The organism is Moraxella nasovis (assembly GCF_022701215.1).
Lineage (GTDB): Bacteria > Pseudomonadota > Gammaproteobacteria > Pseudomonadales > Moraxellaceae > Moraxella > Moraxella nasovis.
Genome location: NZ_CP089976.1, coordinates 1887467 through 1910830, shown reverse-complemented (window position 1 = coordinate 1910830; position 23364 = coordinate 1887467). Strand labels below are relative to the sequence as shown.

Sequence of the window (23364 nt, the reverse complement as noted above, 5' to 3'; positions counted from 1 at the left end):
TATATCTATCCATAAAACTTCAAATCTGCAAGCATTTCACACGCCTCAGCATCACCCTGATTACACGCAATCTCAAAGTATTCTATCGCCCGCTCTTTACTAGCCTTGACACCCTTGCCATCAAGATAGCACATACCAAGCGAATAGTATGCTTTCATAAAGCCAAGGCTTGCCGCTTCTTCAAAATATGCCACAGCTTTTGATGTATTTGGTGACACACCCTCGCCTCGTTCGCTCATTACCCCAAGGTTATAGATGGCTTCAGCGTGCTTGAGTTCGGCAGCCCTTTGATACCAATTAAATGCTTGCTCTAAGTCAGGCTTTATCCCAAAGCCGTGATAGTGCATAACGCCAAGATTATGACAAGCCTTAGCACTACCAGAATCTGCCGCCTTTATAAAAAGCTCTCGCCCCTTTTCAAAATCTTGGCGAACACCTTGACCTTGGCAATGCATGACTGCAAGACTGCACCAAGCATCTGCAAAGCCTGATGTCGCTGCCTCCAGCAGTAACGTTGCCGCTGTATCATAATCCCCCTGATCGTAACATTGGGTTGCCTTATCGTAGATTGCTTGAGCATGTGATAAATCTGCTTGCGTATCGGATTGTTCTTTTTTGATGATATTAGCAATAGAATCGTTCTTAGGCGTCGTTTTAAAAAAATTAGAAAGTAAACTCATAGCAGTATTATCGCTTGTCAGCTTTATGTGGATGCACGCTTGATTAAAAATCACAGCATACACTAAATAACGCCGATCATCTTGAAGATGACAATATCAGTAAAGTTGGCATATTGGCTGTCATTTTAAGTATAAAGCCACCTTGCTGATTGGCAATTTTTTTATCAATTTAAATTATCAAGCCCACGTTTTAGATCATCAATAATATCATTCACATCCTCAAGCCCTACCGATAGTCGGATCAAGCCGTCTTTTACACCAGCCTCAGCTCGTGCCTCAGCAGTCATACGAAAATGCGTTGTTGTTGCAGGATGCGTGATGGTACTTTTGGCATCGCCCAAGTTATTGGTAATAGAAATCACACGGGTGCTATCAATGACGTGCCACGCCTCCTCTTGACTTGCCACCTCAAAGCCAATAATCGCACCGAACGCCCCGCCATTTACGTCTTTTAGGGCAGTATGTTGGCGTTTAGCGACATCATGCGATGGGTGTGCTGGCAAACCCGAAAAATGCACCTGTCTCACTTTAGGGTGGCTTTGTAGAAATTGAGCAACTTTATTGGCATTCTCACAGTGTGCTTTCATGCGGATAGATAAGGTCTCAAGCCCCTTTAATAGCACCCATGCATTAAAAGGCGATAGACTAATGCCACCTGTGCGTACAACTGTGAAAGCCTTCTCCATCAGATCATCACGACCAACCAAAGCCCCACCAAGCACACGCCCTTGTCCATCAATGTATTTACTTGCCGAATGAATCACCACATCTGCCCCTAAATCTAGCGGTTTTTGGAGGGCTGGTGTGGCAAAGCAATTATCCACGATGAACAGTGCATCATGATGATGAGCAAGGGTTGCTAAAAACTTAAGATCAGCGATTTGTGCCAAAGGGTTTGATGGGCTTTCACAATATAAAACCTTAGTATTTGGCTTAATCGCACGCTCCCAAGCGGCATTATCAAAGCAGTCTACATAGTCAATCTCTACCCCTAACGACTTAAAATATGTATCAAATAAAGCCACCGATGAGCCAAACAACTGCTTAGCACAAAGCATGTGATCACCTGCTTTTAGATAAGCTAAGCACATAGTTAAAATCGCCCCCATACCACTTGCGGTAGCGACACATCGTTCGCCATTTTCTAATAATGCCAAACGTCTCTCAAACGCTCGTACAGTTGGATTGGTGTGCCTACTATAAACATTACCCTTTTTATTGCCATTAAAATGATCAGCGGCATCTTTAGCACTTTGGTAGACGTAGGAACTGGTGGTAAAAATCGCTTCGCCGTGCTCACCCTCATCTGTGCGATGATATCCACCACGCACTGCCAAAGTCTGCTCAAAAACCCCAAGCGTAGGATCAAGTGCATCAGATTGCCAATTTGGATCTAAAATTGTCATATTATTTTCCAAGATAGTTTAAATGTTGCTTATCTTAGCATATTTTAGCACTATTTTTCGCTTTAATTTTAGGCATTACCGTCATCAATCGCTTCATCAGTAATAATGATAGTACATCTCAAAAACTTTATAATCATAAGTATCGCCTTACTTAACAAGGATAAATACAGCGTTTAAAATATACGATACTTAAAGTACGTCCTTTTAGCAGCTTATTAGCTTGGTAAATTACGGCTGTGACATCCCAAACGTCATTTTTCATTTATAGATTATCATAGCCTAAAATCAAAATGGCTTAAAATCAAAATCCCCCAAATGTTGGGGGATTTTGTTATCACTTAGTTATTATTCGTCTACAAAAGATAGCCAATGCTTATATTTGTCGTTACGACCTTGCACGACATCAAAATATAAGCTTTGTAATTTTTCGGTGATTTCACCACGCCCACCGTTACCAATGGTGCGATCATCATATTCACGGATTGGTGTAACTTCTGCTGCTGTTCCTGTCATAAAGATTTCATCGGCCAAATAAAACTCATCACGAGTAATACGGCGTTCGATAACTTTAATGCCTAAGTCATGGGCAAACTCAATAATAGTACGACGTGTAATACCATCTAACGCCCCGCCTGCTAAATCTGGCGTATGCAGTTCACCATTTTTCACCAAGAACAAGTTTTCGCCTGAACCTTGGCAAACATAGCCTTGTGGGTCCATCAATATGGCTTCATCGTAACCTGAACGGGTCGCCTCTTGGTTAGATAGGATGGACACAGGGTAGTTAGCGGCGGCTTTTGCCTTACACATGGTGACGTTTGGATGATGGTGGGTATAGCTTGATGTCTTGGCACGGATACCATTTTTGATGCCATCTTCGCCAAGATAAGCACCCCAATGCCATGCTGCAATCGCTGCATGAATGGTATTATCTTTGGCAGCGATGCCCAATTTTTCAGAGCCTACCCAGATCAGCGGACGAATATAAGCACTCGCCAAGCCATTTTCACGCACCACGTCTTTTTGGGCTTGGGCAAGCGTTTTGTGGTCATAAGGTACTTTTAATTGGAAAATTTTTGCAGAATTTAACAGTCGCTCGGTGTGTTCTTCTAGACGGAAAATCGCCGTACGTCCGTCTGGCGTTTCGTAAGCACGCACACCTTCAAACACCGATAATCCATAATGCAAACTGTGGGTAAGTACATGGATTTTGGCATCAGGCTGGTTGATCAACTTGCCATCTAGCCATAATTTACCATCTGTCGTTGCAAGGCTCATGATAATTTCCTTATATGCTATGAATGTTAAAATTAATTATAGCACGGTTCATCATCAATAAAAACTAATTTTTGACAGATAGTCGTATAAATTTAATTTTATTTGCGATAAATTTATGGTTATAGGTCACCGCTAATTTGCTTAGAATAAAAATTGCCAAGTTTTAATGAAAAAACCATAAAATTACGCTAAAATCTATCCTATGATTTCACCACAAATATATATACCCAAACCATCACGCCTATCTCGACAACAGCAGCAACGCATCACCAGATTATGTGTACGCTCTGCTTTGCTATTTATGCAATATGGTGGCGAATCGGCGGTGGTGGTTGATCTTACCAGACGGCTTGGCATTGCTCTTGGTGTAAGCGGGGTTGAGTGTGCCTTATCATTTAATGCCGTAACACTTACCACACTTTACGATGGCAGGTGTATCACCACCGCCAGAAACACCGTCCATCAAGGTATTAACGTTAGCATCCTAGTTCAGATTCAACAAATCGTACTGTTTGCTGAGTCTGCCATAGACCGTGATCACCTAGTGAGTGTGATTGAAGCGAAGTTTGACGCCATCCAAAAGACAAGCTACCCAACCACCCTAACTGCATTAGCTGTAGGGCTGTCTTGTGCAAGCTTTGCATACTTAAACGGTGGCAGTCTTGTGGTTGCAGCCATCACACTGCTGGCAGGGTTTTGTGCCATGCGTACTCGTATTTATCTATCCACTCACCATTTTAACCCTTTTGTTGTGGTTATCATCACCGCTTTTATCGCAACCTTGCTTGGAGCATCGGCATACTTTTTAAGATTAGGTCAAAATGCTGACATTGCCGTAGCAGCAAGCGTTCTTTTGCTTGTGCCAGGCTTTCCTATTATTAACGCCCTGTCTGATATTTTAAAAGGCTATATCAATATGGGCGTCGGTCGTTGGATGTTTGCTACCATGCTCACGTTATCAGCATGTGTCGGCATTGTTTTTGCCTTAATTTTATTACGCATTCCCCACTGGGGTCTAACATAGTGGATAACCATGTGGCTACTTTCTGATATTTTACTCTCATGCATCATCACCCTAGGTTGGTGCTTAATGTTCACCTTACCAAGTCGGTATATCCCCCACTGCCTAGTTATGACAGCATTAGGGTTTGGTGCCAAATCATTGATGATGTCTTTTGGTGTGCATTTAGCAGTGGCGACGTTTTTTGGTGCGATGTTTGCAAGCTTTCTTGGCGTACATCTCGCCCAAAAATTCAAACTACCACCAAAGGCACTAATTGTGCCTAGCATTATCTGTTTAATGCCGGGCATTGCCGCCTATAAAGCTATGGTTAGTATGGTGCAGATTGGTTACTTCGGCTTTAGCATGGAACTGTTTGTTGTGATGATGAGTCACTTTTTTAGTGCAATTTTCGTTATCAGTGCTTTAGTGCTTGGTTTATCCATCCCCGGTATTTTATTTTATCGCAAAAAGCCAATTGTCTAATTATGGCAACTTTCCTTTTACAAAAAACCCCTAAACTTGTCAGGGGTTTTTGTTTGTCGGTTATTTAAAGCCTTGCGATAGGGCAGACAGCGTACCTTTTAGCATGGCAGACACTGTACTGTGACATGTGCCGATACCAGAATAAATCTTGCCATCAATGGCAAGCTGGATATAAGCTACCGCACTGCTGTTGGTTTGATTGTCGCTGTCTGCGGTCGCTTTGTTAATGGCATGCTCAGCATAGTTGGTTACATGAATCTGCCTACCTATTGATTTTACCAATCCATCAATAAATGCAGACAACGCACCATTACCAGAACCGATCACTTCTAAAACTTCTGTTGGCGTTGCAATTTGCCCTTGGAAAGTGACCAAGCTACCTTTATTAGCGATGTTATAATCACTTAATATAAAGGTGTTTTGCTCAAGATATGTTCTGGTAAATATATCCAGCAGCTCCTGTGTTTTTAACTCACGAGCAAGCGTTTCAGCTTCGTTTTGAACCACTTTTGCAAAGTCAATTTGTGTCCAGCGTGGCAAATCAAATCCATAGTGACGTTGTAAAATGTATGCTGCACCGCCCTTACCAGATTGGCTGTTAATTCGTACCACATCTTGGTAACCACGCCCAATATGCATAGGATCAATTGGCAAATAAGCCACATCCCAATGATGGTCTGTATCACGGTGCTTTTCATTAAAGTCTAGTGATTTTTTGATAGCATCTTGGTGCGAGCCGCTAAAGGCTGTAAACACAAGCTCACCGACATAAGGATGGCGAGGATGTACAGGCAGATTATTACACTCGCTGACCACTTGGACAATCTTACTGACTTGAGAAAAATCAAGCTCAGGATCGACGCCTTGCGTGTACAGATTCATTGCCATCACCAAAATATCCATGTTACCTGTACGCTCACCATTTCCAAGCAAGGTTCCTTCAACACGGTCTGCACCTGCCATCACGCCAAGCTCAGCTGCTGCCACGCCACAGCCACGATCATTATGCGTATGTAGACTGATGATGACATCTTTTCGGCTAGGCAAATGACGGCAAAAATACTCAATTTGATCAGCGTACAGATTAGGCGTACTTGCTTCAACGGTCGCAGGTAGATTTAAGATAACTTTTTGACCATTGTGAGGTTCCCATACGTCGCATACCGCTTGGCACACTTCTACTGCATAATCGGTCTCAGTTTGACTAAAGCTTTCTGGTGAATACTCAAAAACCCACTCCGTATCTGGGTACTTTTTGGCAATGTCTTTTAATAAAGTAGCACCATTGATGGCGATGTCTTTAATGCCTTGACGGTCAAGCTGATATACTTTTTCACGTTGCACTTTAGAGGTGCTGTTATAAACATGCACGATAGCACGCTTAACCCCGACCAAGCTCTCAAAGGTTCGCTCAATTAGATGCTCACGAGCCTGCACTAAGACTTGTAACGTGACATCATTAGGCACTAAACCTTCTTCTATCAATCGCCTGGTGAAGTCAAATTCCACTTGTGAAGCAGAAGGAAAGCCAATCTCAATCTCCTTAAAGCCCACTTCTACCAGTAATTTAAAAAACGCTAATTTTTGCTCAATATTCATCGGATCAATCAACGCCTGATTACCATCACGCAAATCAACGCTTGCCCAAATCGGTGCTTTTTGTATGCGTTTATCACACCAAGTGCGATCTGATAGATTAGGAGCAAAAGCAAATGGCCGGTACTTAGTATGATTAAATTTTGGATTTTGTGGTTTAATATGCGGCATATTCACTCCATGTTTATACTTGGTTTATACTTAATTAAGATCAGCTAGGTCTATCTTTCATATCTTAACAAAAAAAGACACAAAACATACCACTTTTTTAATTAAAGTTTGTTGGTTGTATCATTACAATATGTAATGATACAAAAGTATATGAACAAAAGCATAAGCAATTTTTTAATGCCCATGCTCATAAACAAGATATTTGCCTAAATGCCTAAATTTTTGGTACACTATTTAACATCTCACAGCAAACCGTGTGACAATCGCTTTACACCCGCAAGTATCCTAAGGATATCATATGACTATTAAAACAAAAAATCTTATTATCGGCTTTGGTAAAGCAGGTAAAACTCTAGCCGCTCTTTTTGACAAGCATGGCGAAGAAACCATCGTTGTTGAGAAATCGCCAAAAATGTATGGCGGTACCTGCATTAACATTGGCTGTATTCCTTCAAAAAAACTCATCTATGCTGGCTATCGTTCGGGCTTTTCTGATGCCATGAAAGAAAAGAACATACTTATTGATAAACTGCGTCAAGCCAATTACCAAAAGCTAGATGAGCTTTCTTACGTTCAGGTCATCACCGCTTCAGCAAGCTTTATAGATGATAACACCGTAAAGCTTTCTAATGGCGATACCATCACCGCCGAGCGAATCTTTATTAATACAGGTGCAACGCCAAGCACACTGCCTATTGAAGGGATAGATAGTAAACACGTTCACGACAGCACATCACTACTTTATCTAAGCGATAAACGTGAACATGCACCAGATCACTTAGTGATTATTGGCGGTGGATTTATCGCACTTGAGTTTGCTTTTATGTATCGCCAATTTGGCAGTAAAGTTACGATTATTGAAAATGCGCCCAATATTCTTATGAATAACGATGATGATGTGCGTGATGTAATGCTTGAGCTACTGCAAGAGCAAGGAATAAAGCTGCTTTTAAGCACTGATTTACAACGTTTTATTGAGCACGAAGAATATACCGAAGTTATTACCAATAATGGTACATTTAATGCTGATGCAGTGCTATTAGCTGTCGGCAGACGTCCGAACACAAAAGATTTGCAGCTAGAAAATACCAGCGTTACCCTGACAGATAGGGGCTATATCAGCTGTGATGATACGCTTAAAGCCAGTGATCATATTTGGGCATTGGGCGATGTCGCAGGTAGTCCACAGTTTACTTATATATCGCTTGACGATTATCGCATTGTCGCCAATCATCTTTTTGGTGATGGCACCCGCTCAACCGCAGATCGTAGCATCTTCCCAACCAGCGTCTTTGTTACACCACCGCTGTCGCACATCGGCATGAGCGAAAAGCAAGCCAAAGAAAGTGGTAAAAACTATCTGGTAGCAAGCCTGCCTGCAAGCAGTATCGTCAAAGCCAAAATCTTAAAACAAGAAAAAGGCATTCTAAAAGCAGTAATTGATGCTGATACTCGAGAGATTTTAGGCGTAACGCTATTTTGTGCCCAAAGCCATGAAATCATCAATCTATTTAAACTTGCGATGGATCACGGTATTAAGGCAGATTATTTTAAAAATCAAATTTTCACGCACCCCACCATAAGCGAAGCGTTAAATCAGCTATTTGAGCAATTTTAGTCTAAGCTGTCACTACTGCTAAAGCTTGCCTTAAACCATAAATTTAAGGCAAGCTTTTTTGAATATTATTTAAGTTTTTCAATTTAATTGTATACTTTTTATTACTCAATATTATCTGATTTTTAAAATTTATACATTTTATTTACAAATAAATACACAGCTATACAAAAAGTGAACAAAAAGCATTCACAATCACACCTTAAGCCCTTTGACATGAGCATGGCAAACTGTATAATGGATTTACAAGTTGAACAAATGACTTGTGCCTATATATAGGCTAAATCCCAATTAAAAGGAATAAATTATGAGTCGTCTAGTACGTTTACAAGATATCGAAGCTACCCAAAGAGAAGTTTTAGGTAATGATTACTACAACCCAGCAGACAAAACCGCCTATGGTATCGGTGGTGAAAAGATTGGTAAAGTAGTTGATGCCCTAGTTGAATCTGAAACAGGTCGTGTACGTTATCTTATTGTTGACGCTGGTGGCTGGTTCACATCAAAAGAAGTGATTGTACCAGTTGGTCTATCTCGCATTGTTGGTGACGAAGTGTACTTTGACAGCCTAACTAAAGACCAAGTTGAAGCAATGGAAACTTACGATAACGACTATGCTTATACTTATACTGAGCAACATCGTAAAGACCGTGATGTATTCGCTGGCGAAACACTACCAGCTGAATCACGTCTTGATCTAACTGAAAATCATTACGCTGCTCCAAATACGCTAGAGCTTTTAGAAGAACGCCTAAGCGTGAACAAGGATCGTATCGTTGCTGGCGTAGCGAGCATTGGTAAGCATGTCGTAACTGAAGAGCGTGAAGTGCAAGTTGAGCTTGAAGAAGAAAAAGCCCACATTGAGCGTACTGCTGTTAATCGTCTAACTGATCGTCAAATCGGCGATGATGCTGGAGCAACTGTTAGCGTTCAACTTGAAGCTGATCGAGTAAATGTATCAAAAGAAACTTACGTTACCGAAGAAGTCTCTCTTGGTAAGACATCACACTCACATACCGAAACCATCCTTGAGACAATCAAGCGTGAAGAATTAAATGTTGATGATCTAGGTAACATCGTTGACAAAAATGGTTCTGTAGTAAATTATGAAGGCATTACTGCTGATGACGTACGTAAAGCACGTGGTTTATAATCAGTATCTTTCTTCTAAAAAGTCAGGGCTTGCTCTGGCTTTTTCATATTTAATCAAATAAATTAGGAGTTGTTATGAACCATAATACCATTGAGTTATTAGAAGAGCGTTTAAATGTTGATGTTGAAAAAGTACAATCTGGCAAAGTTACGCTTCAAAAAGAAACTCGCACAAAAGTGGTTAATGTCCCAGTAGAATTAAAAGAAGAATATTTAGTTATTCGCGTTCTTAGCGATAAGACTGCAAACGCAGGTGAAGTGCAAATGGTTGATATAACAACTTCAACTGGCGTATTTATCAATGGCACGGAGATTGGGCATGAGCCTGTTGAAGTTTTATTATCAAAAGATGTAGTCAAAGTGCATAAAGAAACATTTGTTGCTGAAGAAATCAGTCTTGAAAAACGCACCGAAACATCAACCCACACAGTTAGCGATACAGTGCGTTATGAAGAGCTGGTAGAAACACTGACACCCAAAGATAATATAAAATAAACATATTCACTTTATATCCATCAAGCCGTCCTTAACCAATAAGACCTTTGATTTTGTAAAATTTTGGACGGCTTGACTTGCCATCGTCAAGAAAAAACCCCAAATCAATGACAAACCCACATTAAAGGCCTAATACACGCTTAGTCAGTACCAAACTCACGTCGTTTCTTAGCAAAAAACCGATCCAACCTGTCCATCGCATCTGCTAAATCAATAAGATTCGGCAAGAACACAATTCTAAAATGATCGGGCAAATCCCAGTTGAACCCTGTGCCTTGCACGATTAACACCTGCTCTTCAAGCAATAAATCCATCATAAACTGCATATCATTGTCAATGGGATATACATTACGATCAATCTTAGCAAAGCAGTAAAACGCACCCTTAGGTACAGTGCAGCTTATGCCTTTGATGGCATTTAGGCGGCTGACCGCCAAGTCTCTTTGCTTACAGAGTCTACCTGTCGGTGCTGTTAGATCTTGCATTGACTGGTAACCACCCATTGCCGTCTGAATGGCGTGCTGAGCTGGCACATTAGCACACAGTCGCATGCTTGCTAACATGACTAAACCTTCGATGAAATCAGCGGCATGGTCTTTTTTACCAGAGATCATCAGCCAACCAGAGCGATAGCCTGCGATACGATGCGACTTAGAAAGCCCATTAAACGTCAGCACCAGTACCTTGTCTGAGATGGTGCACAGCGGCTTATGTATCGCACCGTCATATAAAATACGATCATAAATCTCATCTGCCATCACCACTAAGCCGTATTTTTCTGCCAAGTCGGTAATAGCATAAAGCATATCTTCAGAATATAATGCCCCTGTTGGGTTGTTTGGGTTAATAACAACGATTGCCTTAGTGCGTGGCGTGATTTTTTGTTCTATGTCAGCTAAGTCTGGCTGCCAGTCGTTCTCTTCGACACAGCGATAATGCACAGCAGTTCCGCCTGCTAAATTTGTTGCTGCCGTCCATAATGGATAATCTGGCATGGGGATTAACACTTCATCACCATCGTTTAGCATTGCCTGCATGGTCATTACGATAAGCTCGCTTACGCCATTACCGATGAATACATCATTGACATCTGTGGCGGTCAGCAGCCCCTTAGCTTGATAGTACTGTAAAATTGCCTTGCGAGCGGAGAAAACCCCACGAGAGTCCGAATATCCGCTAGACTCTCCAAGGTGCATTGCCACATCACGCACAATCTCGTTTGGTGGTAACAAACCAAAAGGCTCTGGATTACCGATATTTAGCTTTAAAATTCGGTACCCTTCTGCTTCCATACGATTGGCAGTTTGTAATAGTTCGCCACGAATATCATAACAAACGTTGGATAGTTTTGTTGATTTAGTCAAAGGCTTTATGGTGGATTTATCAGAAGTTGACATGGCTTGATCCATCTTGGTTTTCGTCTTTTGGGGTGTATAATTTATAGTGGGTGATTGATTGGTTGGTGATTGATTAACCTTTGCTTCATAACCCAATAAATAAGCTTCGGTGGTGTTTAGTAAACGAGCAAGGATGGGCAGCTTATTATGGGCAATGCCATTTTTGCCGCATTCCCAGTTTGCAATAGCACCACGGCTTACAGGCGTACCACTCTCACTTAAGAGCTTGGCAAGCTGTTCGGCAGATAATCCTGCTTGTTTACGGAGTTTTTTGAGACGAATGCCTTGCTCACCATTCATAATATCTTTATCCATCAATAGCTCATCATTGGCGATATAACGTAATTCAAGCATTGTAGAAAAATTATAAAATATTTGCAAGTGTATTTTGCAAGTTTTTCTGTCAATTACCAATATTAAACCATAAGGACAGAACTTGTTTTGTTGCAAGTAATACTTGCAATTCAAGTTAAACAATAATTAGTGTGGACAAATAAAACAAAAAATCCCAAGTCAGATAACTTGGGATTTTCAAAATAATGGCGCAGCGGACGGGACTCGAACCCGCGACCCCCGGCGTGACAGGCCGGTATTCTAACCAACTGAACTACCGCTGCGTGCGGTTTATGTCTAATGACATAATGGTGGGCGGTAACGGACTTGAACCGCTGACCCTCTGCTTGTAAGGCAGACGCTCTACCAACTGAGCTAACCGCCCAAATAAACTAGAAAATAATGGCGCAGCGGACGGGACTCGAACCCGCGACCCCCGGCGTGACAGGCCGGTATTCTAACCAACTGAACTACCGCTGCGTGCGGTTTATGTCTAATGACATAATGGTGGGCGGTAACGGACTTGAACCGCTGACCCTCTGCTTGTAAGGCAGACGCTCTACCAACTGAGCTAACCGCCCTAAGTTTTTCTAATTACTTAGGCAACCACACATTGTGTGCTTGTGGTGCGTATTATATATGATTTTTGGTAGTTGTCAAATAAAATTTACTGTTTTTTTCAAAAATAGTACAAATTGTTTTCAACCCCTTCCATTACTATTCGTATCTACACGGATGTCACTCCCATAAGTCAAGTGCGATAAATTATTTGCTTTATAAACATGAAAAATCCGTCCATAACTCATGGACGGATTTAAAAGAAAGTCAAATGCTACTATTTAATACGCATATCACCTGTTTCTACAAAACGTTGGTGCCATGATAGTGCTTCTAGCAGGATATGCGGAGTGTGTAGTCCACCTGCGTGAGAAGCACGGTCATAGTAGTCTTGCAGCATATCACGATAATCAGGGTGCGAGCAGTTATTAATGATAAGCTTGGCACGTTCTGTTGGTGATTTACCACGCAAGTCCGCCATACCTTGTTCGGTAATGACAAACATTACATCATGCTCGGTGTGGTCATGGTGTGATACCATCGGCACGATAGCTGAAATCGCACCGCCTTTAGCGGTCGATGGGCTAACAAACATCGAGAAGAAGCCATTACGAGTAAAGTCGCCTGAGCCACCGATACCGTTCATCATCTTAGTACCCATGATGTGCGTTGAGTTCACATTACCGTAGATGTCTGCCTCAATCATAGCATTAATGCCGATAACTCCCAGACGGCGTACCACTTCTGGGTTATTGGTTAACTCCATTGGGCGTAAGATAATTTTATCACGCAAAAACTCAATATTGTCGTTAAAGCGTTGCAATGCATCTGGGCTAAATGATAAGGCGGTCGCCGATGCAGTCTTCATCTTACCTGCGATAATTAGATCAAGCATACCATCTTGCAATACTTCGGTATAACCTGTCAAATCATCAAACGGTGCATCAAGCAGGCCTGCCAACACAGCATTGGCAACATTACCTACACCTGATTGTAGCGGTAATAGGCTTTTTGGTAAACGCCCTGCTTTTACTTCATGATCAAGAAAATCAATAATTTGAGCAGCGATACGCTTAGACACATCATCAGGCTCAGCAAACTTAGAATTACGGTCATTAGCATCAGTTAGTACAATCGCTTCGATCTTATCTAAATCACACTCAAGGTAAGGCGTGCCGATACGGTCAAATGAACCGATGATTGGAATGGGCTTACGATGCGGTGGCAGACCTACGTCAGTATAGACATCGTGCATACCCTCAAGCCCTGCATTCTGACTGGCATTGACTTCAATGATAACTTTCTTAGCAGCTCTGATGGCTTCGGCAGCGTGTCCGATACCCATAGCAGGGATAATCTTACCGTCTTCGGTAATGCCTGACGCCTCTACGATAGCTAGATCCACATCACCATAAAAGCCTTGACGCATTTGCTGCTCTACATGCGATAGGTGCATGTCTTGGTACTGGGTGTTGCCTGCATTGATGTTATTACGTAAAGTTGGGTCAGATTGGAACGGTGAGCGAAATTTAATCGCATTCGCTTCAGCTAGCACACCATCACACTCAGGAGCAGTAGATGCACCTGTTACCATGCGAATACCAAAGCTATTACCCTTAGCGTGTTCATCTTTAGCCTTATTAGCAATGGCGGTAGGGATAGCTTTTGGATAGCCTGCTCCTGTAAAGCCTGTCATACCCACAAGCATATTATCTTTGACAAACTCAGCTGCTTGCTCAGCACTCATAACCTTATCACGCAAACCTGCGTGGCGAATACGGTCAATACTCATAAATTACTCCATTATTTAAGTATAAAAAATTTAGCAAAATGCTGATATGATTGTAGCATAATTTTGGCAAAAATAAAGTATAAAATCAAAAAGCCATAGACAGCATAGTCAAAAAATGCCAAAGCAACACATTTTTTTATTAGGTGCGTTTATTATGTCAAAAGCTTAATCTATAGAACCCAATATCGCCGATTTTTTCAATCAGGAGCTTAAATCCTACCAACTGGATTATAGATTGGAGCAAGAACACCTAAATGACGACAGCGACAACACCCTAAAAGAATATTTTTCAAAAAATGGTGGCGTGGGGCAAATCGCCCTGATGCTAAGTTATTGCTACAAGACCCTATCAATGGTCAATTTTACCCCATTTTGATTGAATATAAAGGCTATAAAGACAAACTGGTTAAATTAGACAGCAATGGCAATGTAGAAAACCGCAACGCCAAAAACGAACCTATTTTTAAAAATATCAATGGCTATGCGGTTAATGGTGCAGTGCATTATGCCAATGCTATTTTGCACCATACCGCCTATGCTGACATCATCGCCATCGGCATCACAGGACACAAAGACGAAAATGGCAAAATTTATCCGCAAATTGGCGTTTATTATGTTTCTAAATCCAATTTGGGCATTGGGCAAAAGATTGATGAATTTAGTGATTTATCTTTTTTATCCAAAAATCATCTTTATGATTTTATCAATAAAGTTAAAAATTTAAGTTTATCTGATGAAGAACTTGAGCGTATTAAACAAAAACGTGAAAAAGAAATTGACATAAGCCTTGTCAAACTCAATAACGACATTTACCAAAACGAAAAGGTCTGGGCAAAAATGACCGAGTTTATTTAGTGGCTGCCAGTATTATTGCAACCATTGGTGTGGCTGGCAGAGTCTTTCCTCTTGAAAAATCGGATTTAAAATCATCAAACGAAGAAGGCGGACGAGATGGCGACATTCTAATGCGAAAAATTAACGCCTTTTTAAAAGAAAAACAAATTCCCACCGACAAAAAAGACTTAATCGTTCGCACACTACAAAATACCATCACCAACGACAACATCAATAAAGTAATAAATGGCGAAACACAATTAAAACGTGTGTTTTGTAAAATCGTTGATGATTTGGGCATTTATTATAAAATTGGCTTAACCACTGATTTTACAGGCAAATTATTTAACGAAATGTATTCATGGCTTGGCTTCGCCCAAAACAAATCAAATGACGTTGTCTTGACCCCTGCCTATGTCGCTACTTTACTGGCTCGCTTGGCTTGTGTCAATAAAGACAGCTATGTTTGGGATTTTGCCACAGGATCAGCAAGATTATTGGTTGCTGCCATGAATGAAATGCTTATTGATGCCAAAAATAGCATTTTATCGCCACACGAACTAGAACAAAAAATCATCAAAATCAAAGCCGAGCAATTAAAAGCGGTTAAGTGGGGAGAGTTTAGGATTGGGGATTTGTTTGAAATTAAAACTTCAAAAGGATACGATGCTGGAAAAATGGATTTTGTAAAAAAAAGATACAGATGCTTATGAATTTATAGGGAGAACTCAAACAAATTATGGAGTTCAAGGATATGTTACAAAATTATCAAGCGAACCAAACAAAGAAGGTTGTATTTCAGTTAGTCAAATTGGAGCAATTCACGCCCAATTAAGAAATAACAAATGATGAAAAATTAGCGATTAAACGCTTGGAAAATGTGGTATGGGGAGAGTTTAAATTGGTAGATATTTTTAATGTGAAAAATACTTTTAATATATTATCAAAAGATATTAAACCAAATAGCGGCAGCACCCCTTATTTATCAGCCAGCAGAGAAAATAATGCTGTTAGTAGCTATATTTCATATAATGAAAAATATATTGATGAAGGGAATTGTATTTTTATTGGCGGCAAAATTTTTGTTTTAACCTATCAAGAAGCGGATTTTTATTCCAATGATAGCCACAATCTTTGCTTGTATTTAAAAGAAAGTGAAAAAACAACCAAATTAAATCAATTTTTTATGATAACTTGTATAGAAAAAGGCTTACAAAATAAATATTCTTGGGGAAACAGTATTAGTAATAAAAAAAATTCAAAATGATACTGCGTTTTTCCCTATCGCCCAAAACAACCAAATTGATTTTGATTATATGCAAACCTTGATTTCCGCCATTCAAAAGCTCGCCATCAAAGACGTGGTGGATTACGCCGACCAAAAAATCAACGCCACCAAGCAAGTTGTGAATAGGTAATGTTAATAAAAAGACAGCATTTTTTTGCTATCTTTTTATTTTTGGGTCAAATCATAGCCCTGCTTTCAAGCTCGCTTCGATGAATTTATCCAAATCTCCATCAAGCACTGCCTGAGTGTTACTCGTTTCAACGCCTGTGCGTAAGTCTTTAATACGCGCGTCATCAAGCACATAAGAGCGGATTTGCGACCCCCAACCGATGTCGGATTTGCTGTCTTCTAGGGCTTGCTGTTTTTCCATGCGTTTTTGCATTTCAAGCTCGTAAAGTTTAGCGCGGAGCATTTTCATCGCCGTTTCACGGTTCTTGATTTGGCTACGCTCGTTTTGGCACGCCACCACCGTATTGGTTGGAATATGGGTAATTCGCACCGCAGAATCGGTGGTGTTCACATGCTGACCGCCTGCCCCACTTGAGCGATAGGTGTCTACTCGCAAGTCGCTTGGGTTAATATCAATCTGCACATTATCATCAATCTCAGGCGACACAAACACGGCAGCAAATGACGTATGGCGACCATTGTTACTGTCAAATGGTGATTTACGCACCAAACGATGTACGCCAATCTCAGTGCGTAGCCAGCCAAAAGCATAATCGCCCTTGATGGCTATCGTTGCTGACTTAATGCCTGCCACGCTGCCATCAGAGATTTCCACCACATCTGCTTTAAAGCCCTTACTCTCCGCCCAACGTAAATACATTCTAAGCAGCATTTCTGACCAGTCTTGGGCTTCTGTACCGCCTGAGCCTGCTTGTATGTCTAAATAGCAGTTATTAGCATCCATCTCACCGCTAAACATTCGCTTAAACTCTAAATCTTCAACTTTAGCTGTCGCTGCATCAAGCTCAGCTTGCACATCACTAAGCAAGCTCTCATCATCAGCTTCTACTGCAAGCTCAAGCATGGCAGCAGCATCTTCAAGACTGGCATCTAAGCCTTCAATAACGCTGATAACGCCATCTAGGACAGATTTTTCTTTACTAATCTTAGTGGCTTTATCAGGGTCATTCCACAGCTCTGGATTTTCAAGCTCCAAATTAACTTCTTCTAGTCGTTCTTTTTTGCCATCAACGTCAAAGATACCCCCAAAGCTCTTTGCCACGAGCGTGTAGGTCTTTGATTTGTTCTTGATATGGGGCGATTTCCATGATGATACCTTAAATTACAAATGACTAAACCGACTATTATAGCAAATTTCTCTGTCTGATACATTTGTTTTATACCAAAATCAGCAGAATTTTATCGCTAAAAATTTAGACCATCAAATAAAAAATCCCACTTATTTTAAGCAGGATTTTACTAGGTTTAAGATGCGGTTATTTTTATTGAATTCGTCGTCCTTGTTTGTCAATAACACCCCATTTGCCGTTTTGTTCAACTATTGCCAAACCTTCTGAAAAACTCCAAGCATCATCATACTGCAAAGGAATAACTACTTTTCCTGTTTTATCAATAAAACCATATTTGCCGTTTTGTTCAACTTTTGCCAAACCTTCTGAAAAATACCAAGCATCATCATACTGCAATGGAATAACTACTTTTCCTGTTTTATCAATAAAACCATATTTGCCGTTTTGTTTCACTGACGCCAAACCTTCTGAAAAATACCAAGCATCATCATACTGCAATGGAATAACTACTTTTCCTGTTTTATCAATAAAACCATATTTGCCGTTTTGTTTCACTGACGCCAAACCTTCTGAAAAAGACGAAGCATAATCATACTGCAAAGGAATAATAACTTTACCTGTTTTATCAATAAAACCATATTTGCCGTTTTGTTTCACTGACGCCAAACCTTCTGAAAAATCCCAAGCAAAATCATACTGCGAAGGAGCAATAACTTTACCTGTTTTATCAATAAAACCCCATTTGTCGTTTTGTTTAACTAACGCCAAACCTTCTGAAAAACCCTCAGCAAAATCATACCGCAATGGAATAACTACTTTTCCTGTTTTATCAATAAAACCATATTTACCAATATAACCATCTTTGTCGTTTTGTATAACTTTTGCCAAACCTTCTGAAAAACCAACAATCCAATCATACTGCAATGGAATAACTATTTTACCTGTTTTATCAATAAAACCCCATTTGTCGTTTTGTTTAACTAACGCCAAACCTTCTTCTAGGCAACCTACATACTCATACCCACTAACCTGCGGTTGCACACAATCATAAGCCCATGCAGTCTGACCGACTAACGCCACACTTGCGATAGCAACCGCCATACCAAGTTTTTTGATGTTAAAAATTTTCATAAAATCTCCTTACCAGTTATGTGAAAAGTATCGTTATTATATCTCAAAAAAATGATGATGTAACACCCTGTTATTTAATAACCCTAATATTCCCCACCACCATCTCCCCACATTTATTCATCATAAAATCCACGTCCACCGTCTTATATCGCATGGTAGAGACGATGTCGGTTTCGTGTTGGCGATAGGCTGGGCGTGGGTCTTGGGCGATTAGACCTATAACACTATCAATGTCTTCTTGGGTGATGGCATTTACCTGTAACAGCCCATCAAACTGAATTTGTGCCTGCTTTGCAATCTGCACCTGCTTTATGCTTGGTTTATCAATCATACTGATGGCATGGGGCAAGCTATCACTGTAAGGCAGATACGGCTTGACATCTATGATGGGCGTACCATCTATCATATCCGCCCCAACAATATGCAAAATTACTTTTTGATCAATAACTTGTACACTTTTTAATGCCACCACCGACAAGCCAATCTGTGAAGGACGATACATGGAACGTGTGGCAAAGACGCCCATTTTATCATTACCGCCTAATCGTGGTGGACGTACTTGCGGGCGAAAATACGTCTGGGCTTTATTATGATGAAACTGCCACAGCACCCAAAGATGGCTGTAATTTTCAATGCCTAAAAATGCATCTGGCGTATCAAACGGAGCGACAAACTCAATGACAGATTTGATATTCACTAAATTTGGCTGACGTGGCGTACCAAATTTTTGACTTAAAGGCGAACGGTGATAGCCGATGATGGGCAAGGTCAGATCAGAAAGGATAGCTTGCATAGTAATAAAGCACCATTTATGCTAAAATTAAAAATTGATATTCCAAATTTGTGATAATATTTGGCGATAAACTTGCTATTATACGCAAAATTTACAATCATTACTAAACCACTTTATTTTTACTGAGAGTTGCTATGTCAAAATTTATCCATGAAACTGTAACTTACGTCCACCACTGGACCGACCGCTTATTTACCATCAAAACCACCCGAGCTGATAGCTTGCGATTTCGCAATGGAGAATTTGCCATGATTGGGCTTGAAGTGGACGGCAAGCCTTTGGTGCGAGCTTACTCTATCGCAAGTCCCAACTACGCTGAAGAGCTTGAATTTTATTCTATCAAAGTGCAAGACGGTCCTTTGACATCTCGTTTACAGCACATTCAAGTGGGTGATAAGTTATTAGTAAGTAAAAAGCCCACAGGCACACTCGTACTTGATGATTTGGCAGGGGGTAAGCACTTATATATGCTTGCCACAGGCACAGGGCTTGCACCGTTTTTATCTTTATGCCGAGATCCTGAAGTGTACGAGCGTTTTGATAAAGTTATTTTAGTGCATGGTGTGCGTGAAGTAGCAGATTTATCGTATCGTGACATGTTTGAAAATGAACTACCCAACGATGAAATTTTTGGCGAATGGGTGCGTGAAAAATTCATCTACTACCCCACCGTAACTCGTGAAGAGTTTAAAAACCAAGGGCGTATTACTGACCTACTAAAATCAGGCAAACTCTTTGATGATATTGGTTTGCCACCGATGAATAAAGACGATGATCGTGTGATGATTTGTGGCTCTATGGCGATGAATGCTGATACTTGTGCGATATTGGACGAGTTTGGCTTGAGTGTTTCACCACGCATGGGGGTGCCTGCTGATTATGTAGTAGAGCGAGCGTTTGTGGGTTAAGTTTTAGATAAATAAATTAGATAAATAAATTGGCAATAAAAAACGCACTATTATTTTAGTGCGTTTTTTATTACCAAAGTAAGAAATTAAAACCGATTTTATGAAAGCTTCTTAGCTTAACTGCTGTATCGGCAGGCTTTTTTTGCCAAATCCATAGATAATCTACTAATGGCGGCATCACTTAACGCTCGCACTTTTCATGGGCAACGTTATAATCTCATATAAGCAAAGCTTGGTGGCAGTCCTGCTAAATTTTTGTATAAAAATGGCACACAAAGCTTAGTTATTTAGCGTCAGATATTAAGCTTTTAATTCACCTTTTAGCAATTCAAAAATGCTCACTTGCAAGAAGAACGCATTAATCGCCAAAACGGCTACCAGATTTAAACCCCAATCACACCTCAAAGGCGCTTATTATTTTTGCCAATACACCACTATTGATACCAACGTTATTTACATATTTAGCCAAGATGGTCAATATAGCTATTTAAAATCTTTGGCGGTAAAGCAAGTGTCAAAAATATCACTCGCAAGGTGGCTAGATTGATTAAAATATGATATACCGTATCTATCAAAGTGATTTTGTGATTTGTTAAACACCAATAAAAAAAAAATAAGCTTAAAATCAATCAACAATACACGCACGGATTTTAGTTGCCAATTTAGCAAGCTCGTCTTGGTCTGCCATCACGCTTTCATGCTTGCCAAGCTCATGGATATGGGTAGGGATAAGGTGCATATGATAATGAAACACGCTTTGCCCTGCGTCTTTGCCGTTTAGCTGCATTTGCACCACGCCTGCCACGCCAAGTGCTTTACGTTGGGCTTGTATCACTTTTTGGGCGGTTTTAAAGACAGCACAAGCATACTCGGACGCCAAATCTGTCAGCTCCACCGCTTGGCATTTTGGGATAATAAGTACATGACCTTTGGCTTGGGGCATAACGTCCATAAAAGCAAGCGTTTTATCGTCTTCATAGACGGTATGGCTTGGGATATCGCCAGATAAAATTTTAGCAAAAATATTGGTATCATCATAATGCATTGGCAAATTCCTAAGATTAGCAACTTTAAAAATAGCTCAATTGACATTTTAGCATATTTTTTATGCCATATTGGGCAATTTTTTGGTATAGTAACCAAAAACACCAACGATTTTTAGCTATGACTGACAACTCCTTTATTTTACAAGAATTACTTTATCGAGGCGATGTTTCGTTTCGAGTGCATAATGTAAAAATAACCAATTTCTTACACGGACAAGACTTACCTATGATGTTTTTGGCTCACTATGACAGCTTGCCAGACGACATCAAAAACCAAAAACCGCTTGATTTATCACTGCTCAAGCACATGAACGATAAGGTTACAGCGGCGATGGCTTGTGATATGCTTGGGCTATCGCACGGGACGATCAAGCCTGCCAACCACCTTAAAGTAAATGGCACTAGCGTTATCGTCTTTGATGATTTTCCCTTAGCACTGCATTTATCCTTTACCAACACCGCCAAAGAAAACCAGACCACCTACGGCAGCCTATCATCACTACTGTCTAATTTGTCTACAAGCATACTGTTTACTGGCAATGTGCATGTACTACATAAAAATCCAACAAAAACGCTTAAGAGCACAGATTTAAATGAAAATACCATCATTATCGCTCCACAAAATGACTATACTCGCCTGCCTAACAGTCATGCGATGGCAACCACCCACGTTTTAAACACCCTACAACAAAATTCACCAAAAACTTTAGAATTTTTGACAATAGCTATTAGCGAAAGAGTCTTTGAACACTTCAACCAAATACAACAACCCACAAATACATAGCTTAACCAAGTAATCCATCATAGGGTAAGCCACTCCACCCAAAAGCGTGGATTACCTTGCTAAAATCATCATCAAGTGGTGCAGTGATGGCTATAATCCACCAGTATGCTTTTAGTTTTATGGGTGGGATATAATGACAGGTCAGTAGATATTATCGACTTACAGGTCTTTCACCAAGTCTTATTTTGACAAGCATTTGCTCACCATTACGTATGACCTGTGCAGACATGATGGAGTTAGGTGTTTTCTTACTGATAGCACCCATTAAAGCGTGAGCGTTATCAATCTTTGTACTGTCAATACTAATAATAACATCGCCTGCACGTAGCCCTGCATGATCGGCAGGTCCACCTTGGAAAACTTGAGCGATTTTAGCCCCTGTTGTTACGTTTAGGTTGGTTGGGTCAATTGGCAAGTTCTCAATTTGCACACCAATCCAGCCACGACTTACCTTACCTGTCTTGATAATTGAATTTATCACCTGCTCAACAATACCACTTGGAATTGCAAAACCTATGCCCATCGAGCCACCAGATCGAGAATATATGACAGTGTTAATTCCAACCAAATCACCATTAGCATCAACCAAAGCACCGCCAGAGTTGCCAGGATTGATTGCCGCATCAGTCTGAATAAAGTCCTCATAAGTGGTGACACCAAGACCAGAACGCCCTGTCGCTGAGATAATGCCTTGGGTGATGGTCTGACCCACACCAAAAGGATTGCCGATTGCTAAAGCAACATCACCTACTTGGATGGCAGATTGGCGAAATTTAATCGGATCTAAGCCATCTAGTTCTATTTTTAACACCGCCAAATCCGTCTCAGCGTCTGCCCCTACCATGACCGCTCTAGCTTTTCTGCCATCATTAAGCACAACGATAACCTCATCGGCTTTATCCACGACATGAGCATTGGTTACCACATAGCCTTCTTTGGATACGATCACGCCAGATCCTAAGCTAGATGCACCTTGCTCTTGCTTTGGTATTTGACCGCCATAATACTCAAGAAACCTTTGAAAAACAGGGTCATTTATATAAGGATTTTGGATAACTTGGGTGGTATAGATATTAACCACTGAGTTGGCAGCATTATTCACCACTTGATGGTATGATAATGCACCGCCCACAGTCTGCGACTGGGTGGTAACTGGAATGGGGTTGGCTGGATTTTGTGCAGGCTGTCTTGTGGTGAAGTTTTGAAGCACCCACCATAAAGCCACCGCCAACACACCTGCCACAAGCCAAGGCATCAGTACCCAGGCACTTACGCCTTTTTCATTTTTTAGGTTATTCATGTTTCATCTCCTTTGTTGAAGTTTTTTAAAATTGTACCATGATGGCAGATGAATTTTGTTAG

At 40.6% G+C, this 23364-nt stretch carries 21 protein-coding genes and 4 tRNA genes; 10 read left to right on the top strand and 15 right to left on the bottom strand.

Annotation, left to right across the window (positions count from 1 at the left end):
* Nucleotides 1-5: 5 nt before the first annotated feature.
* From LU293_RS09275 to LU293_RS09265, 3 genes are all read right to left on the bottom strand, one after another.
* Nucleotides 6-680 (bottom strand): tetratricopeptide repeat protein, encoded by a 675-nt coding sequence (locus LU293_RS09275; RefSeq protein WP_242747531.1) that lies wholly within the window; start codon nt 678-680, stop codon nt 6-8.
* A 164-nt stretch (nt 681-844) separates the two neighbouring features.
* Nucleotides 845-2086 carry an O-succinylhomoserine sulfhydrylase gene (locus LU293_RS09270; protein ID WP_242747529.1) on the bottom strand — a complete coding sequence of 414 codons (1242 nt, stop codon included), beginning with the start codon at nt 2084-2086 and terminating at the stop codon, nt 845-847.
* Between the two features lie 345 nt (nt 2087-2431).
* On the bottom strand, nt 2432-3364 hold the full coding sequence (locus tag LU293_RS09265; RefSeq protein WP_242747527.1) for a branched-chain amino acid transaminase: 933 nt from the start codon (nt 3362-3364) through the stop codon (nt 2432-2434).
* Nucleotides 3365-3566: 202 nt separating this feature from the next.
* On the opposite strand from LU293_RS09265, the gene LU293_RS09260 reads away from it, so the two are divergent.
* Both LU293_RS09260 and LU293_RS09255 read left to right on the top strand, forming a co-directional pair.
* Nucleotides 3567-4388 carry a threonine/serine exporter family protein gene (locus LU293_RS09260; RefSeq protein WP_242747525.1) on the top strand — a complete coding sequence of 274 codons (822 nt, stop codon included), beginning with the start codon at nt 3567-3569 and terminating at the stop codon, nt 4386-4388.
* Nucleotides 4389-4397: 9 nt separating this feature from the next.
* Complete coding sequence (locus LU293_RS09255) at nt 4398-4850, top strand: threonine/serine exporter family protein (protein ID WP_242747523.1); 453 nt, start codon at nt 4398-4400, stop codon at nt 4848-4850.
* A 60-nt stretch (nt 4851-4910) separates the two neighbouring features.
* Here the strand turns inward: LU293_RS09255 and leuA are convergent, their stop codons facing one another.
* Nucleotides 4911-6617 (bottom strand): 2-isopropylmalate synthase, encoded by a 1707-nt coding sequence (leuA, locus tag LU293_RS09250; protein WP_242747521.1) that lies wholly within the window; start codon nt 6615-6617, stop codon nt 4911-4913.
* Between the two features lie 298 nt (nt 6618-6915).
* On the opposite strand from leuA, the gene LU293_RS09245 reads away from it, so the two are divergent.
* From LU293_RS09245 to LU293_RS09235, 3 genes are all read left to right on the top strand, one after another.
* Complete coding sequence (locus LU293_RS09245) at nt 6916-8235, top strand: FAD-dependent oxidoreductase (RefSeq protein ID WP_242747519.1); 1320 nt, start codon at nt 6916-6918, stop codon at nt 8233-8235.
* A 301-nt stretch (nt 8236-8536) separates the two neighbouring features.
* Nucleotides 8537-9385, top strand: a complete 849-nt coding sequence (locus tag LU293_RS09240) for a DUF2382 domain-containing protein (protein WP_242749777.1) — start codon at nt 8537-8539, stop codon at nt 9383-9385.
* A gap of 74 nt (nt 9386-9459) precedes the next feature.
* Nucleotides 9460-9879, top strand: coding sequence for a YsnF/AvaK domain-containing protein (locus LU293_RS09235; protein WP_242747517.1), 420 nt, complete (start codon nt 9460-9462; stop codon nt 9877-9879).
* 140 nt (nt 9880-10019) lie between these two features.
* On the opposite strand, the gene LU293_RS09230 is transcribed toward LU293_RS09235, so the two are convergent.
* The 6 genes from LU293_RS09230 to scpC all read right to left on the bottom strand — a co-directional run bounded on the left by LU293_RS09230 (nt 10020) and on the right by scpC (nt 13959).
* Nucleotides 10020-11591: an aminotransferase class I/II-fold pyridoxal phosphate-dependent enzyme gene (locus LU293_RS09230; protein WP_311195323.1), complete on the bottom strand. Its 1572-nt coding sequence runs from the start codon at nt 11589-11591 to the stop codon at nt 10020-10022.
* A gap of 225 nt (nt 11592-11816) precedes the next feature.
* A tRNA-Asp gene (locus LU293_RS09220) sits at nt 11817-11893 on the bottom strand.
* Between the two features lie 25 nt (nt 11894-11918).
* Nucleotides 11919-11994, bottom strand: a tRNA-Val gene (locus tag LU293_RS09215).
* 18 nt (nt 11995-12012) lie between these two features.
* A tRNA-Asp gene (locus LU293_RS09210) sits at nt 12013-12089 on the bottom strand.
* 25 nt (nt 12090-12114) lie between these two features.
* Nucleotides 12115-12190 (bottom strand) — tRNA-Val (locus LU293_RS09205).
* A gap of 254 nt (nt 12191-12444) precedes the next feature.
* On the bottom strand, nt 12445-13959 hold the full coding sequence (scpC, locus tag LU293_RS09200) for a succinyl-CoA:acetate CoA-transferase ScpC (protein WP_242747515.1): 1515 nt from the start codon (nt 13957-13959) through the stop codon (nt 12445-12447).
* Nucleotides 13960-14292: 333 nt separating this feature from the next.
* Here scpC and LU293_RS09195 point away from each other — a divergent pair, with 333 nt between their 5' ends.
* The 3 genes from LU293_RS09195 to LU293_RS09185 all read left to right on the top strand — a co-directional run bounded on the left by LU293_RS09195 (nt 14293) and on the right by LU293_RS09185 (nt 16060).
* Nucleotides 14293-14814, top strand: a complete 522-nt coding sequence (locus LU293_RS09195) for a hypothetical protein (RefSeq protein ID WP_242747513.1) — start codon at nt 14293-14295, stop codon at nt 14812-14814.
* Complete coding sequence (locus tag LU293_RS09190) at nt 14814-15506, top strand: DNA methyltransferase family protein (RefSeq protein ID WP_242747511.1); 693 nt, start codon at nt 14814-14816, stop codon at nt 15504-15506. The genes LU293_RS09195 and LU293_RS09190 overlap by 1 nt, the downstream gene beginning before the upstream one ends.
* A 167-nt stretch (nt 15507-15673) precedes the next feature.
* Nucleotides 15674-16060, top strand: coding sequence for a restriction endonuclease subunit S (locus tag LU293_RS09185; RefSeq protein WP_242749774.1), 387 nt, complete (start codon nt 15674-15676; stop codon nt 16058-16060).
* Nucleotides 16061-16262: 202 nt separating this feature from the next.
* Here the strand turns inward: LU293_RS09185 and prfB are convergent.
* From prfB to tsaA, 3 genes are all read right to left on the bottom strand, one after another.
* Nucleotides 16263-17358, bottom strand: a protein-coding gene (prfB, locus tag LU293_RS09180) for a peptide chain release factor 2 (protein ID WP_242747509.1) whose coding sequence is annotated in 2 segments (ribosomal slippage) — nt 16263-17285 and nt 17287-17358 — 1095 coding nt in all. Because the reading frame shifts where the segments join, the coding sequence is not laid out codon by codon here.
* A gap of 174 nt (nt 17359-17532) precedes the next feature.
* On the bottom strand, nt 17533-18471 hold the full coding sequence (locus LU293_RS09175; protein WP_242747507.1) for a WG repeat-containing protein: 939 nt from the start codon (nt 18469-18471) through the stop codon (nt 17533-17535).
* Nucleotides 18472-18541: 70 nt separating this feature from the next.
* Nucleotides 18542-19264 (bottom strand): tRNA (N6-threonylcarbamoyladenosine(37)-N6)-methyltransferase TrmO, encoded by a 723-nt coding sequence (tsaA, locus tag LU293_RS09170; RefSeq protein WP_242747505.1) that lies wholly within the window; start codon nt 19262-19264, stop codon nt 18542-18544.
* Nucleotides 19265-19398: 134 nt separating this feature from the next.
* Between tsaA and LU293_RS09165 the strand changes: the two genes are divergently transcribed.
* Nucleotides 19399-20172 (top strand): ferredoxin--NADP reductase, encoded by a 774-nt coding sequence (locus LU293_RS09165; RefSeq protein WP_242747502.1) that lies wholly within the window; start codon nt 19399-19401, stop codon nt 20170-20172.
* Nucleotides 20173-20797: 625 nt separating this feature from the next.
* Here LU293_RS09165 and LU293_RS09160 read toward each other — a convergent pair.
* The gene (locus LU293_RS09160; protein WP_375540337.1) at nt 20798-21217 is read right to left on the bottom strand and encodes an HIT family protein; all 420 of its coding nucleotides are present in this window, start codon (nt 21215-21217) and stop codon (nt 20798-20800) included.
* Between the two features lie 119 nt (nt 21218-21336).
* Between LU293_RS09160 and LU293_RS09155 the strand changes: the two genes are divergently transcribed.
* A complete protein-coding gene (locus tag LU293_RS09155) occupies nt 21337-22002 on the top strand; it encodes a hypothetical protein (RefSeq protein WP_242747498.1) in 666 nt (221 codons plus the stop codon).
* Nucleotides 22003-22153: 151 nt separating this feature from the next.
* Here LU293_RS09155 and LU293_RS09150 read toward each other — a convergent pair whose 3' ends face one another.
* On the bottom strand, nt 22154-23302 hold the full coding sequence (locus tag LU293_RS09150) for a S1C family serine protease (protein WP_242747495.1): 1149 nt from the start codon (nt 23300-23302) through the stop codon (nt 22154-22156).
* Nucleotides 23303-23364 lie beyond the last annotated feature (62 nt).

Coding starts and splice junctions, on each gene's coding strand:
- LU293_RS09255 (WP_242747523.1), top strand. CDS start 4,398: ATGTGGCTACTTTCTGATATTTTACTCTCATGCATCATCACCCTAGGT.
- LU293_RS09270 (WP_242747529.1), bottom strand. CDS start 2,086: ATGACAATTTTAGATCCAAATTGGCAATCTGATGCACTTGATCCTACG.
- LU293_RS09275 (WP_242747531.1), bottom strand. CDS start 680: ATGAGTTTACTTTCTAATTTTTTTAAAACGACGCCTAAGAACGATTCT.
- LU293_RS09265 (WP_242747527.1), bottom strand. CDS start 3,364: ATGAGCCTTGCAACGACAGATGGTAAATTATGGCTAGATGGCAAGTTG.
- LU293_RS09235 (WP_242747517.1), top strand. CDS start 9,460: ATGAACCATAATACCATTGAGTTATTAGAAGAGCGTTTAAATGTTGAT.
- LU293_RS09165 (WP_242747502.1), top strand. CDS start 19,399: ATGTCAAAATTTATCCATGAAACTGTAACTTACGTCCACCACTGGACC.
- LU293_RS09155 (WP_242747498.1), top strand. CDS start 21,337: ATGACTGACAACTCCTTTATTTTACAAGAATTACTTTATCGAGGCGAT.
- LU293_RS09175 (WP_242747507.1), bottom strand. CDS start 18,471: ATGAAAATTTTTAACATCAAAAAACTTGGTATGGCGGTTGCTATCGCA.
- LU293_RS09260 (WP_242747525.1), top strand. CDS start 3,567: ATGATTTCACCACAAATATATATACCCAAACCATCACGCCTATCTCGA.
- LU293_RS09150 (WP_242747495.1), bottom strand. CDS start 23,302: ATGAATAACCTAAAAAATGAAAAAGGCGTAAGTGCCTGGGTACTGATG.
- LU293_RS09160 (WP_375540337.1), bottom strand. CDS start 21,217: ATGCATTATGATGATACCAATATTTTTGCTAAAATTTTATCTGGCGAT.
- scpC (WP_242747515.1), bottom strand. CDS start 13,959: ATGAGTATTGACCGTATTCGCCACGCAGGTTTGCGTGATAAGGTTATG.
- LU293_RS09230 (WP_311195323.1), bottom strand. CDS start 11,591: ATGGATAAAGATATTATGAATGGTGAGCAAGGCATTCGTCTCAAAAAA.
- LU293_RS09245 (WP_242747519.1), top strand. CDS start 6,916: ATGACTATTAAAACAAAAAATCTTATTATCGGCTTTGGTAAAGCAGGT.
- leuA (WP_242747521.1), bottom strand. CDS start 6,617: ATGCCGCATATTAAACCACAAAATCCAAAATTTAATCATACTAAGTAC.
- tsaA (WP_242747505.1), bottom strand. CDS start 19,264: ATGCAAGCTATCCTTTCTGATCTGACCTTGCCCATCATCGGCTATCAC.